General features: G+C 68.6%; 12 protein-coding genes and 1 tRNA gene. 8 read left to right on the forward strand and 5 right to left on the reverse strand.

What is annotated here, in order from left to right; translation table 11 throughout:
* Positions 1–27: 27 nt before the first annotated feature.
* Positions 28–100, forward strand: a tRNA-Ile gene (locus PJ250_RS02045).
* A gap of 20 nt (positions 101–120) precedes the next feature.
* Here PJ250_RS02045 and mdoH read toward each other — a convergent pair.
* From mdoH to dtd, 3 genes are all read right to left on the reverse strand, one after another.
* Positions 121–2,064, reverse strand: a complete 1,944-nt coding sequence (gene mdoH / locus PJ250_RS02050) for a glucans biosynthesis glucosyltransferase MdoH (RefSeq protein WP_271648486.1) — start codon at positions 2,062–2,064, stop codon at positions 121–123.
* 448 nt (positions 2,065–2,512) lie between these two features.
* Entirely contained in the window at positions 2,513–4,393 is a 1,881-nt protein-coding gene (gene rpoD, locus PJ250_RS02055) for an RNA polymerase sigma factor RpoD (protein ID WP_271646900.1), read from the reverse strand.
* A 109-nt stretch (positions 4,394–4,502) separates the two neighbouring features.
* Positions 4,503–4,940, reverse strand: a complete 438-nt coding sequence (gene dtd / locus PJ250_RS02060; RefSeq protein ID WP_271646901.1) for a D-aminoacyl-tRNA deacylase — start codon at positions 4,938–4,940, stop codon at positions 4,503–4,505.
* Positions 4,941–5,035: 95 nt separating this feature from the next.
* Between dtd and PJ250_RS02065 the strand changes: the two genes are divergently transcribed.
* The 5 genes from PJ250_RS02065 to PJ250_RS02085 all read left to right on the forward strand — a co-directional run bounded on the left by PJ250_RS02065 (position 5,036) and on the right by PJ250_RS02085 (position 9,342).
* A complete protein-coding gene (locus PJ250_RS02065) occupies positions 5,036–5,956 on the forward strand; it encodes a lauroyl acyltransferase (protein ID WP_271646902.1) in 921 nt (306 codons plus the stop codon).
* A gap of 146 nt (positions 5,957–6,102) precedes the next feature.
* Positions 6,103–7,077, forward strand: coding sequence for a zinc-dependent alcohol dehydrogenase (locus PJ250_RS02070; protein WP_271646903.1), 975 nt, complete (start codon positions 6,103–6,105; stop codon positions 7,075–7,077).
* A 20-nt stretch (positions 7,078–7,097) separates the two neighbouring features.
* A complete protein-coding gene (locus tag PJ250_RS02075) occupies positions 7,098–7,496 on the forward strand; it encodes a 6-pyruvoyl trahydropterin synthase family protein (RefSeq protein WP_271646904.1) in 399 nt (132 codons plus the stop codon).
* The gene (locus PJ250_RS02080) at positions 7,493–8,560 is read left to right on the forward strand and encodes a glycosyltransferase family 4 protein (protein WP_271646905.1); all 1,068 of its coding nucleotides are present in this window, start codon (positions 7,493–7,495) and stop codon (positions 8,558–8,560) included. Before PJ250_RS02075 ends, PJ250_RS02080 begins: the two co-directional genes overlap by 4 nt.
* Positions 8,557–9,342, forward strand: coding sequence for a methyltransferase (locus PJ250_RS02085; RefSeq protein WP_271646906.1), 786 nt, complete (start codon positions 8,557–8,559; stop codon positions 9,340–9,342). Before PJ250_RS02080 ends, PJ250_RS02085 begins: the two co-directional genes overlap by 4 nt.
* A 12-nt stretch (positions 9,343–9,354) precedes the next feature.
* Here PJ250_RS02085 and PJ250_RS02090 read toward each other — a convergent pair whose 3' ends face one another.
* Positions 9,355–10,170, reverse strand: coding sequence for a RibD family protein (locus tag PJ250_RS02090; protein WP_271646907.1), 816 nt, complete (start codon positions 10,168–10,170; stop codon positions 9,355–9,357).
* Positions 10,171–10,441: 271 nt separating this feature from the next.
* Between PJ250_RS02090 and ribA the strand changes: the two genes are divergently transcribed.
* Together ribA and PJ250_RS02100 are read left to right on the forward strand one after the other, a co-directional pair.
* Positions 10,442–11,563 (forward strand): GTP cyclohydrolase II RibA, encoded by a 1,122-nt coding sequence (gene ribA / locus PJ250_RS02095; protein WP_271648488.1) that lies wholly within the window; start codon positions 10,442–10,444, stop codon positions 11,561–11,563.
* Between the two features lie 18 nt (positions 11,564–11,581).
* Entirely contained in the window at positions 11,582–12,406 is an 825-nt protein-coding gene (locus PJ250_RS02100; RefSeq protein WP_271646908.1) for a CDP-alcohol phosphatidyltransferase family protein, read from the forward strand.
* On the opposite strand, the gene PJ250_RS02105 is transcribed toward PJ250_RS02100, so the two are convergent.
* Positions 12,353–13,249, reverse strand: a complete 897-nt coding sequence (locus tag PJ250_RS02105; RefSeq protein ID WP_271646909.1) for a lysylphosphatidylglycerol synthase transmembrane domain-containing protein — start codon at positions 13,247–13,249, stop codon at positions 12,353–12,355. The two genes, PJ250_RS02100 and PJ250_RS02105, sit on opposite strands and share 54 nt — an antisense overlap.
* Positions 13,250–13,498 lie beyond the last annotated feature (249 nt).

A 13,498-nucleotide genomic window follows, 5' to 3' on the forward strand; every position in this document is an offset into this window, starting at 1 on the left:
CCGGAGGCTACAATGCCGGGCTTGTGCGGGCCTATAGCTCAACGGTTAGAGCAGGGGACTCATAATCCCTTGGTTCCAGGTTCGAATCCTGGTGGGCCCAGATTCCGGCGTCTTCCCGCGTTATTGCGTGGCACCTTCCGACGCCGCTTCCGCCTCTTCCTCGATCTTTTGGCGCAGGCGACCGGCGCGCACCAGGATCGCGGGCGGGCGCGTTTCTTCGGGAATGCTGAGCAGGCGCAGCCGGCGCAGGAACTGCCCCGGGCCGCGTGCGGAGGTCAGGGCCACGATCGGGATGGAGAACACCAGCCCAATGATCACCGGCGACATCCAGGCCAGCAGCGCGGGTGAAACAAAATACGCCGCCGCGCCCATCATCACGCCGAACAGGGACAGACCGCCGTAGCGCAGGGTCAGCGTGGACCACGGCATGGAGCCGTCATCGCGACGCTGCGCGTCCCAGCCCGAATCCTTGCCGGCCAGTACCTCGGCCACGCCGCGCGACTGTACGTACATGACGATCGGCGCCATCAACGCGGCCAGCACGCTTTCGATCACGATGCTGACGATCATCCGCGCCGCGCCGCCGCAGCCACGCCGGACCTTGCCATCGGCCAGCACCGCCAGATAACCCATCACTTTCGGCGCAAACAGGGCGAACATCGTCGCGCCGAATACCCAGACAATGCGCTCGGGATCGAGTGAACGCCAATAATCGACCGGCGAAAAATGCGCCAGGTCCTGCAGGCTCACCAGCACGCCCGACTGGTCCAGCGGGATCGCGATGCCGATCAGCATCATCAAGGCCCACATCGGCGCGGTGAGGTAATGGCCGATGCCGATCAGGAAATGGGTGCGGCTGATCCAGTGCATGCCGCGGGTCGGCAGCACGCCCACATGCTGCAGGTTGCCCTGGCACCAGCGGCGGTCACGCACCAGCAGGTCGGTCAGCGACGGCGGGCCTTCCTCGAAGCTGCCGCCCAGCGCGGGCGTCATGTGACAGGCCCAGCCGCCGCGGCGGATCAACGCGGCCTCAACGAAGTCATGACTCAGCACATGGCCGTTGAAGGGCCGCACGCCCTCCAACTCGGGCAGTCCACAGTGATCGGCGAATGCCTTGGTGCGGATGACGGCGTTATGCCCCCAGTAGTTGCTCTCGGTGCCGTGCCACCAAGCCACGCCATGGGCGATCACCGGCCCGTACACGCGACCGGCGAACTGCTGCATCCGCGCGAATAAGGTGCTGCCGTTGACGATCAGCGGCAGCGATTGGATCAGCCCCACATCGGGGTGGGTTTCCAGGCCCCAGGCCAGGCGCACGATGGTGTCGCCGGTCATCAGGCTGTCTGCGTCCAGGATCAGCATCTGCGGATAGGCGCCGCCAAAGCGGCGTACCCACTCGGCGATATTGCCGGCCTTGCGCTCGCGGTTGTCCGCGCGATGGCGGTAGTACAGGTTCGGCGCGCCGCCCAGGCGCTCGCGCAGGCGGTGGAACTCGGCCACCTCCTCCATGCGGATGGCGCCACGCGTGGTGTCCGAGAGGATGAAGAAGTCGAACTGCTCCAGATACCCGGTTTCGCGCACCGACTCGTAGATCGCCTGCAGGCCGGCCATCAGCCGCTGCGGCTCCTCGTTGTAGGTGGGCATCAGCAGTGCGGTGCGCACGGAGGGGGCAGGCAGCGGATCCTCCGGACGCAGGCCCAGGCGGCGCCGGCGGCGGGTGACGATCAGCATGAACCCGGCGAACGCACTGACGAAGGACAACGCCACCCAGGCGAACAGCAGGGTGAAGAATGCGAGGAACACCACCTCCAGGACGCCGAGCCCATCGGTGGCCATGACCCGCATCATCTGGAACAGGCCCGCCAGCGTGATCGCCGCGGTGCCGCCGAAGATGTAGATGCGCCGGGCGACCATGTTCGGCGGCGAGGACGGCATCGGGGGCGTTTTCAGCTTGCCTTGGCGCAGGGACTGGACCGGCATGTCCAGCCGATGTTCCGGCGGCATCTGCTCGTAGGCGCGGGCTTCGTCGCTGACGGTGATCTCGACCTTGGGGCCGATGCTGATGGGTTGGACGACCCTCACGCGCGTGCGCTCCGGCGCAATGCCGGCAAGTCCGCATGGACGGAAAGTGCTTGCAAGGGCGGCGAGAGGAAAGCCGGGAGAAAGTTCAAGGCAGTACGACCGGATGCAGGGGCACGCGGAACAGAATACAGGCGAGCAAGGCCGGACTGCATGGCGGCGCGAACGGGACCAGCCGCGCCCTGCACGGCGGTGGCGGCAGGCTGGGCGAACCCTCGCGCGCCCGGGCTGACCGCTTCGGCGCCCGGCGGAAGTTCATGGGACGACACGCATTCTCCAGATGGGGGAGGCAGGAGTGCTGGTCGAGCGTACGCCAGCGCGTGTGAGCGGCAGGACACGACGCGAATCGCAGGACCAGAACGCAAACAGGTCCGCCTCTCGGCGGACCTGTTGCATTCAACGGGCCAGGCAGTCGGCCCTCGCGCTCCTGGGATCAGTCGATGTCCAGGAAGCTGCGCAGCGTCTCCGAACGGGAGGGATGACGCAGCTTGCGCAATGCCTTGGCCTCTATCTGGCGGATGCGCTCACGCGTGACATCGAACTGCTTGCCGACCTCTTCCAGCGTGTGGTCGGTATTCATGTCGATGCCGAAGCGCATGCGCAGCACCTTGGCTTCCCGCGGGGTCAGGCCGGCCAGGACGTCCCGCACCGTTTCCATCAGGTTGATGTTGGTGGTGTTGTCCACCGGGGACTCCACGTTGGTGTCCTCGATGAAATCGCCCAGGTGCGAGTCCTCGTCGTCGCCGATCGGGGTCTCCATGGAGATCGGCTCCTTGGCGATCTTCATGACCTTGCGGATCTTGTCCTCGGGCATGTCCATTTCCTTGGCCAGCTCTTCCGGCGTGGCCTCGCGGCCGTACTGCTGGAGCATCTGGCGGGAAATGCGATTGAGCTTGTTGATCGTCTCGATCATGTGCACCGGGATGCGGATGGTGCGCGCCTGGTCGGCGATCGAGCGGGTGATCGCCTGGCGGATCCACCAGGTGGCGTAGGTCGAGAACTTGTAGCCGCGACGGTATTCGAACTTGTCGACCGCCTTCATCAGGCCGATGTTGCCCTCCTGGATCAGGTCCAGGAACTGCAGGCCGCGGTTGGTGTACTTCTTGGCGATGGAGATCACCAGGCGCAGGTTGGCCTCGACCATTTCCTTCTTGGCCTTGCGCGCCTTGGCCTCGCCATAGGCCATTTGCCGGCTGATGTCCTTCATGTCGGCCAGGGTCAGCATCAGCGACTTCTCCACCTCGATGGTGGCCTGCTGCTCGGCGATGATCTGATCCTTGACCTCACGCAGGCCCGAGGACCACTTCTGCTTGCGCTTGAGGGCTTCGTCGACCCATTCCAGGTTGGTCTGGTTGCCTTCCCAGGAGCGGATGAAATCCTTGCGCGGCATGCGCGCGGTGACCGTGGACAGGTGCAGCACGCGGCGCTCCTGGTCCTTGATCCGCTGCAGCACGTCGCGCACATTGCGCACCAACGTGTCGGTCAGGGCCAGCGGCAGCTTCAGGGTGACGAACACCTCGGCCATTTCCTGGCGCAGCTTGGCGCCGGCCTTGTTGTCCGCACCGCTCTTGGCGTAGCCCTTCTTGAACTTGGCCAGGGCAGCGGACATCACCTCCATGCGGCGGTTGACCTCCTCCGGATCGGGACCGGTCGGGCCGGCATCTTCCTCGGCACCGTCATCGTCGTCGTCCGAATCGTCGTCCGAGTCGTCGTCGCTGCTGTCGCTGCTGTCGCTGCTGCTGTCGCTGCTGTCGCTGGCCGATGCCGGCTGCTCCGGCTCGTCCTGCAGGTCGTTGAAGCCCACCACGACCTCCGCCAGGCGCTTCTTGCCCGCCTTGTGCAGCTCGTAGTCTTCCAGCACCAGTTCGACGATGGACGGCAGCAGGCCCAGGGAGGCCTGAACCTGGCCCAGGCCTTCCTCGATGCGCTTGGCGATGGCGATCTCGCCCTCGCGGGTCAGCAGCTCGACCGTGCCCATCTCGCGCATGTACATGCGCACCGGGTCGGTGGTGCGGCCACCCTCGGTGTCCAGCGAGGTCAGCGCCGCGGCGGCTTCCTCGGCTGCGGTTTCGTCGACTTCGCGGTTGCCGCTGGATTCGCCGGCCAGCAACAGGGTTTCGGCATCGGGCGCCACTTCGTGCACCGCAATGCCCATGCCGTTGATCATGCCGATGATGTCTTCGATCTGCTCCGGATCGACCATGTCGTCGGGCAGGTGATCGTTGACCTCGGCATAGGTCAGGTAACCTTGTTCAAGGCCCTTGCTGATCAGCAGCTTGATGTCGGATGCCTGGGCAGGACGTTCGTTGGCCATGAGTGCTTGCGCCGCCTAAGAGAAAGGTCAGGAGAACCACGTATTATACCAGCCGGACCGTGTCCAGTCTGGTGCCGCGGCGTTCATATTCCGGTTTTTCGCGGCCTGTTCAGGTCCGCAGCAGGAAGGTGACTGGTCCATCGTTGACCAGCTCAACCACCATGTGGGCGCCAAAGCGCCCGGTTTCCACCCCCGCGTGTCGCTGCCGGCAGACCTCGACCAAACGGTTGAAGCCGCGTTCAGCCTGATCGGGCGCTGCTGCCGTGGTGAAGCTGGGCCGCATGCCCGAACGCGTGTCGGCCGCAAGGGTGAACTGGCTGACCAGCAACAAGCCACCGCCGGTGTCGGCCACGGAGCGATTCATCCGCCCCTGTGCGTCGGAAAACACCCGGTAGCCCAGAAGCCGCTCGGCCATGCGCAGGATCTGGGGCTCGTCGTCGCCAGGTTCAAGCCCCACCAAGGCCAACAGGCCCGGCCCGATCGCCCCGATGGTGCCTCCCTCTACCACGACCGAAGCCCGGGTCACGCGCTGGATCAACGAGAGCATGGAGCGCCTTGTACGGAAGTGGGATGGCCGGCCAGATGCGGGCGATCGCCGCCCTTTGCAATGCCCGCGGCGCACGCAGCCGATAGACTGACCGGATGAAACCAAACACCGTGGCCGGGCTCGCGTATCGCGCCACCGCCGTCTTCACCGCCCTGCCCTGGCCGATGCTGCGCCGCCTGGGCGACGCCCTGGCCTGGGTCTGGACCCGGCTGGACGCGCGGGAGAGCCGGGTCGCCCGACGCAACCTGGAACTGGCCTATCCCGACCTGCTGCCCAGTGAACGGGCCGACCTGCACCGGCGGATCCTGCGCGGGACCGCGCGCCAGGCGCTGGAGACCCTGCGCTTCTGGACCCGCCCGCACGCGGCCAACCTGGAGCAGCACCTGCGTCAGCGCCATGGCCAGGACCTATACGACGCTGCGCTGAAATCAGGTCGCGGCGTGATCGTGGCCGCGCCGCATTTCGGCAACTGGGAGTTGCTCAACCAATGGCTGGCCTCGCGCGGGGACATCGCCATCGTCTACCGCCCACCCGAGTCGGACGTGGGCGATGCCTTCCTGCAGCGCGTGCGCGGGGCCGAGAACATCCGCCAGGTGCGGGCCGAGGGGCCGGCCGTGCGGCAGTTGTTCAAGGTCCTCAAAGAGGGCGGCGCGGTCGGGATCCTGCCCGACCAGCAGCCCAAGGCCGGCGATGGCGTGTTTGCGCCGTTCTTCGGCGTGCAGGCCCTCACCATGACCCTGGTCAACCGTCTGGCCGAGCGGACCGGCGCCATCGTCCTGTTCGGCTGGTGCGAACGGGTGGGCACGGATCTGGACTTCGCCCTGCACGTGGAGCCTGCGCCGGCAGGCATGGGCGACCCGGACCCGCAGGTGGGCGCGGCCACGCTCAACGCGCAGGTCGAACGCATCGCCCGGCGCGATCCGGCGCAGTATCAGTGGACCTACAAGCGCTACACCCTGCGCCCTTCCGAAAGCGGGGAGGCCAATCCCTACTGGACCGCGCGCCACCCGCACTGATGTTTCAGCCCGCGCTGGTGTGAAACGGGCATTCGCACCGGACTGACTAGGCTGTGCGCGCCCTTCCCCCAGGCCACTGTCTTGCTCCCACGCTTCCGACCCGGACATGCGTCGCGCCGTCCATCACTTATCCCGGCCCCCCTTCGGTGAGCACGGCCACGCAGGCGCTGTGGATCGAGGGAAAAGGCCGTTTCGCGCTGCGCGAAACACTGTTGCCGACGCCAGGACCCGATCAGGTCCTGGTGCGCACCCGCTACAGCGGGATCAGCCGTGGCACCGAGGCCCTGGTTGCAGCGGGCAAGGTCCCACCTTCCGAACACGCACGCATGCGGGCTCCCTTCCAGGAAGGCCAGTTCCCGTTCCCGGTCAAGTACGGCTATGCCTGCGTGGGCACGGTGGAGGCCGGGCCTGAGCCGCTGCGCGGTCGCGAGGTGTTCTGCCTGCATCCGCACCAGGGCGCCTTCGTCGTCGCCGCCGATCGTGTCACTCCGCTGCCGCCGCAGCTGCCCGCCGCGCGTGCCGTGCTGGCCGCCAACGCGGAAACCGCGCTCAACGTGCTGTGGGACGCCCGCATCGCCGCGGGCGACCGGGTCGTGGTGGTCGGCGCCGGCGTGGTCGGCGCGCTGGTCGCCCACCTGGCCGGGCGACTGCCGGCGACCGAGGTCACCCTGGTCGACATCGACACCTCGCGCCAGTCCCTGGCCGACCAACTGGGCGTGTCATTCACCGTGCCCGACCAGGCACCACGGAACTGCGATGTCGTGGTCCACGCCAGTGCGAGCGAGTCCGGCTTGTCCACCGCGCTGGCTTGTGCGGGGTTCGAGGCCCGGGTGGTGGAGGCCAGCTGGTATGGCGAGCGGATCGCCCGCCTGCCTCTGGGAGAAAGCTTCCACAGCCAACGCCTGCAGCTGGTGTCCTCGCAGGTGGGCCACCTGCCGCCCTCGCAGCGCGCGCGCTGGGACTACGCACGGCGCATGGCCACCGCCCTGTCGCTGCTCGACGACCCCCGCCTGGACGCCCTGATCTCCGGGGAGACGCCTTTCCAAGACGCCCCCAACGACTACCCCACAGTGCTGGCCCACGCCGGCACCCTGTGCCATCGCTTCCGCTATCCCGACTGACCGCAAGGAGCTCGCCCCGCATGTTCGCCGTCGAAGTCCGAGACCACGTGATGATCGCCCACAGCCTGCCGGGGGAGACCTTCGGACCCGCCCAGGGCCTGCACGGCGCCACCTTCGTCGTCGACGCCGCGTTCTACGCCGCCGAATTGGACGATGACGGCCTGGTCGTGGACATCGGCCTGGCCACGCCGCTGCTGGCCGAAATCCTCAAACCGCTCAACTACCAGAACCTGGACGCGCTGCCGCAGTTCGTCGGCAAGACCACGACCACCGAGTTCCTGGCCAAGTACATCTTCGACCAGTTGCGCGCGGCCATCGCCACCGGCCGCCTGGGCGCAGGCGGCGCACGGGTGAAGAAGCTGCGCGTGCTGCTGCACGAGTCGCACGTGGCCCGCGCCTGGTACGAGTCCGAGCTATGAGCCAGCGCGCGCTGGTGTTCGCCATCCCCGGCAACCTGGACAGCCCCACCGGCGGCTATGGCTACGACCGCCGGATCATCTCCGGCCTGCGCGCGCACGGTTGGCAGGTGCAGGTCCTCGGCCTGCCCGACGGTTTCCCGCACCCCACCGCGGCCGACCAGACCGCGACGCTCCAGGCACTGGCAGGCCTGCCTGATGGGACGCTGGTCATGATCGACGGACTGGCGCTAGGAGCGATGGAGACCGACGCGGTGGCCGAAGCCGCCGCACGCCTGGACGTGGTGGCGCTGGTCCATCATCCGCTGGGGCTGGAAGACGGGCTCGAACCTGCCCGCGCGCAGGCGCTGCTGGACGCCGAGCGTGCGGCGCTTGCGCAGGTCCGCAGGGTCGTCACGACCAGCGACACCACGGCGCGCACCCTGCAGGCCGACTTCGACATCCCTTGCGAACGTCTGCGCGTGGTGCCGCCCGGGCTGGACAAGCCGGACCTGCCCCCGCACGACCCGGTCACCGATGAACTCGAGACTCCGGCCACACCGCTGCGCCTGCTGTCCGTCGGCAGCCTGATTCCGCGCAAGGGCCACGCGCGGCTGATCGAGGCGCTGGCGCCCTTGCGCGACCTGGATTGGACGCTGCGCATCGTCGGCGGTGGGCGCGAGGGGGATACCGGCCGTGATCTGCAGGCCCGCATCGCGCGGCACGGACTGCAGGCCCGCATCACCCTGGTCGGCCCAGTGCCTGACACGGCACCGGAACTCGCGCAGGCCGACGTGTTCGTCCTGCCCAGCCGTTACGAGGGCTACGGCATGGCCTTCGCCGAGGCCATGGCCTACGGCCTGCCGGTGATCGGCTGCGGAGCCGGCGCGGTTCCCGAAGTGGTGCCGCCCTCGGCCGGGATCCTGGTGCCGGTCGACGACGTGGAGGCCCTGACCGACGCCCTGCGCTCGCTGCTGACCGATGCGCCGCGCCGTCAGCTGCTGGCCGCCGGCGCGCGCCAGGCCGCGGCGATGCTGCCGGACTGGTCCGCACGCGCGGCGCAGATGGCGCAGGTGTTGGAGGCATGAGCGGCTTTTCCGAGCAATGGCTGGACCTGCGCGAACCGGCCGATCACGCCGCGCGCGACCAAACCCTGCTCGGCCTCGCCGCCGCGCGCCTGGACGCTCGGCCGCACGCAACGCTGGTGGATCTGGGCTGCGGAACCGGCGCCAGCTACCGGGCGTTGGGCCCGCAGCTGCAGGCCCGGCAGACCTGGCATCTGGTCGACCACGATCCGGGCCTGCTGCGGGCCGCGCAGGCCCGGCTGGCGCCCCACGTCGCGGTGGAAACCCACGCGCTGGACCTCCGCGCCCTGGACACCTTGCCGCTGGAAGGCGCCGACCTGGTGACTGCCTCGGCCCTGTTCGACCTGGCTGGCGACGCCTGGCTGAGCGCGTTCGCCGATCGCCTCGCGCAGACCGGCGTCGGGCTGTACGCGGTGCTTACCTACGATGGCCGCATGGACTGGTCCACGCCGCTGCCGGCCGACGTAGCGGTGGTCGAGGCCTTCAACCGCCATCAGCGCGGCGACAAGGGACTGGGCCCGGCCCTGGGGCCGGCGGCCGGCGGACGCCTGGTCGAACTGCTGCAGACGCGTGGCTACCGTGTGCAGACCGCCGCCAGCCCGTGGGTCCTGACCCAGCCAGGGCCCTTCCAGCAAGCCCTTCTCGAAGGCATCGTGCAGGCCGCGACCGAAGCAGGGATGGCGTCGGAGCAGGCGCAGGACTGGCTGGCCGAACGCCTGGGCGCGATGCGGTCGTGCACCGCACGAGTCGGTCATTCGGACGTGCTCGCCTTTCCGCCCGGCTGAACGCCGCGACTTTCAGGACATTGGCGCTTCGCGCAGCTCGCAATCGAACACGACATCCCCCCCCAGGTCGTAGCTGGTCGTGCGCGGCCTTCGGGCCTGGGCCAGCGAGGACACCGGCGGCAGGGCCAGGCCGGTCGGCCCGGCGCCGATGATCAGCGGCGCGATCGCCACGTGCAGGCGATCCAGGCAGCCGGCCTCCAGAAAAGAGGCGATGGTGCAGGCACCACCTTCGACCAGCACGCGCCGCAGGCCGCGCGCGGCCAGCGCCTGGACAATGGCCGGCGCCTCAATGCGCCCGGCATCGTCCATCGGCAATGCCAGGCACGGCACCGTTAGGTCATCGACCCTGGCATTGGGACCGTGCACCAACAGGACCGGCGCGGCCGCGTCGTGCAGCAGCCGGGCCTGACGCGGGATACGCCCACGCGGATCGATGACCACCCGCACCGGATTGCGCCCCTCCACCAGGCGCACGGTAAGCGAGGGATCGTCGGCCACGACGGTGCCGACTCCGACCACAATGGCATCCACCAGCGCGCGGCAGCGATGCAGGTGGCGCAATCCCGCCGCGCCGGAGATGTTGCGCGCGTCGCCATCCACCGTGGCGACCCGCCCGTCGAGCGACTGGCCCACCTGGGCCAGGACGAACGCCGGGCTGCGCGCGAGTGGCGCGTACAGGGCCCCGCACCGTTCTGCGTATGGCGCCCCCATGGCCTGGCGCGATGGGGGACAATGGCCAGGCCATGTCCCGGCTTCGGCCTGCGCACGCAAGGCCGCCCAGCTGGCGCTGGTCAATTCTTCGCCATCGTTGCGCGCGTCGGAATGCACCTGCTGGTCCATGCATTCAAGCTAGGGATGGCAAGGTATGGGGGTTGTGAAATGGCCCAAGACCCCTATAGACAGGATCTCCCGCTCAGCCCCATTCGATCAGGACGACTTCGCACCGCTTTCATCACAGCACTCCTAGCGTGACCTTGTTGTTCCGGATGCGTCCGGTCTTACAGGTGCGATGCGCGGGATCAGGAACGGCAATGACGCCGGCCTTCCCTCCATGCCCGCAGGAGTCCCCATGTCCGCATTGCCCAACCACCTGTTCAACATGCCCACTCGCGTCTCTTCCTCCCTGGCCTTGTTCGGCGACCCTGCCGCGGTCGCCTGTGAACGTGCCGCCGGGGAACTGCGCAGCGGACGGCCGGTGGTGGTAGTGGACGATGCTGGCGCCGGCACGGCCGTGCTGTCGATCGAGGGCGTGACACCGGAGACCTTTGCCAGCTTTGACGAAGCCAGTGGCGGGCAGCACCAGTTGTTCCTCTCTCCGACGCGCGCCCGGGTGCTGGGCCTGGATGCGCCGCATGGCGCGCGCATCCCGCTAGCCGGGCATGCATTCGATGCCTTGGCCGAACTGGCCTACCTGCCGGCGCAGGCGTATGCCGGCGCCTGGACCAGCGGCACGGGCCGCGACGCGGGCGCCTCCGCGTTGGCCCGGCTGGGCCTGCTGCTACCGGCCCTGCTGGTCCACGACCTGCCCCGGCAGGCAACCCCCTTCGATGCCTGCGCCCGGGTCACCTTGCGCCACTTGGCCGATGGCGCGGCCCATGCCGGCCGTGACTGGGAACTGGTGGCGCGTACCCGCGTGCCACTCCGCGAGGTGGGCGACGCCCATTTCGTTGTCTTCCGCGGTGGGGTCGCGCTGCGCGATCAGGTCGCCATCGTGGTCGGCCAGCCCGACCTGTCCAAGCCGGTGCCGGTGCGCGTGCATTCGTCCTGCCTGACCGGCGACCTGTTCGGCTCGCTCAAGTGCGATTGCGGCGACCAGTTGCGCAACGGCCTGCTCAAGCTCAAGGAGCTGGGCGGCGGCGTGCTGCTGTACCTGGATCAGGAAGGCCGCGGGACCGGCATCGCCGCCAAGATGCGTGCCTATGGCTACCAGCACGATGGCCTGGACACCATCGACGCCGATGCGCTGCTGGGCTTTGGGCCGGATGAGCGTCGTTACGAAAGCGCGGCCGCGATGCTGCGCGCCTTGGGTGTTGCACGCGTTCGCCTGCTGACCAACAACCCCTCCAAGGTCGACCGGCTGCGTGCGGCCGGCGTGGAGGTGATCGGGCGCACCCCGGTGACCGGACGCATCACCGCCGACAACGAGGGTTATCTGCGCACCAAGGCAGCACGGGCCGGGCACGCGCTGGATGTCGATGCGCTGATTGCCTCGCTGTCCTGACGGCGTGGAAGCAACGTCATGGCCACCGTCCTCTCCCGGACTCACGGATACGCGCACGCAGCTGCACGACGTCGCAGCGCGGCGCTGAGTTTTCTTGGCTGCGGCGCCGTCGGCGCGGCGCTGGTCGTTGCGCTGTCGCGTGCCATCCCGCTGGACTGGCATTTTGGCGTGGCCTCGGCCGCCGTTTACTTGGGCATCGCCTGCGTCGCGCTGACACGGGTGAGCGGACATCACGCCGGTCCCCGCTTCGGCCTCGCCAACCAGATCACCACCCTGCGTGCGGCGCTGACCTCGCTGTTCGGTGGGCTAGCCACGATGACCCAGACCGTGACGGCAGACAATGCGTGGCTGTGGGTGTTCGCACTGCTCGGCGCGCTGGCGTTGGCGTTGGACGGCGTGGACGGCTGGCTCGCACGGCGGCTGGGACTCGCCTCGAAATTCGGCGCGCGTTACGACATGGAGATCGACGCGCTGCTCATCGCCTTGCTGTCGCTGCTGGCCTGGCGTCTGGGCAAGGCGGGACCGTGGGTGCTGGCCATCGGCGGCATGCGCTATGGCTTCATCGCCGCGGCGGCCGTTCTTCCCCGGCTGCGCGGGCAACTGCCGGACAGCACGCGTCGCAAGACGATCTGCGTGGTCCAGGGCAGCGTGCTCTGCGCGCTGCTGGCGCCCCCGCTGTTGGGCATCTGGAGCCAGCTGCTGGCCGGTGCCGCACTGACGATGCTGGCGCTATCCTTTGCCACGGATGTGTGTTGGCTCTGGCGCCATGCACGGCCCGGCGTTTCGGTGTCAGGGCACGCTGACCTGGGTGCGTCGCCGCACCAGGGTCCACAGCCCCGGTAGGGCCCCCACCACGTTCACCAGCCCATAAAGGACCGAGCTGGCAACGCCGTGTTCCGCGCTCAGCCCGACCAGGGGCCACAGCGCCGCGGCGGCGGCTTCGCGCACGCCCCAGCCGCCAACCGAAATGGGGATGAGCATCGTGGCCAGGGTCAGCGGCAGCACGGTGAGCCAGGCCTGTGCGGGCAACGCATCGCCCAGTGTCCTGGCGCACAGGGCGAACACCGCCACATAGCTGCCCACGATGCTCACGCTCAACACAGACTGCGTCAGCCAGGCGTCGTCACGCCACCATGCGCGCGCCACATCCGGGCCAAGCCCCTGGAGCGCGCGCCGCACCCGCACCGGCCCGCGGCGGGCCAAGCCCCAAACCACGAGTGCGGCCACCACCACCAGCACGGCCGCCAACAGCAGCGTGACCGCAACGCCTGCCGGACGCGCAGCATCGCGGGCCAGCAGTGGCCAGGCGACAAGACCGAGGCCGGCCAGCACGAAGAACGCCACCTGCCCGGCCAGCCGCTCCAGAACCACCGCACGCACCGCGCGCGCGGTGCTGGCCGCTTCGCCGGCATGGCGCCAGGCACGCACGGCGTCACCTCCGACGCCGCCAGGGAGCGTCTGGTTGAGCAGCGTCGCCAAGTAGTACTCGGCGATGGCCCGTGGCAATGGCAGGACAACCTGGAGGCGCACCGCGGTGAAACGCCAGCGCATCGCCGAGAGCACGACCTGCAGCTGCACGACCAGCAGCGCCAACAGCAGCCAGACCGGCTGGGCCTGCTTCAGCCCTTCCAGCGTCGCCGACAGATCCAGCCGCCAGGCGAGCACGGCCAGCAGCGCGAGCGGCAACAGCCACCGCAGCCACGACAGCGGGCGATGAGGACCAGTGTGGCGGGTGTGCGTGCGAATACGGCGGCTCCTCGGCTTGATGCTGGAGACGTTACTAGAACCTCGCGTTCGCCTCCTGCAATGCGCCGTGGTCCGGCGACTGTCGGCGCGACTCGGTGGCTGCCGGCAGAGCGCCGCGAAATCGACTCCAGCCGCTCGCCTTCCTGCTCACCGAAAACCGCGCGAATGGGGACGACCACTGCGATGGTA

Source organism: Pseudoxanthomonas sp. JBR18 (assembly GCF_028198165.1).
Taxonomy (GTDB): Bacteria; Pseudomonadota; Gammaproteobacteria; order Xanthomonadales; family Xanthomonadaceae; genus Pseudoxanthomonas_A.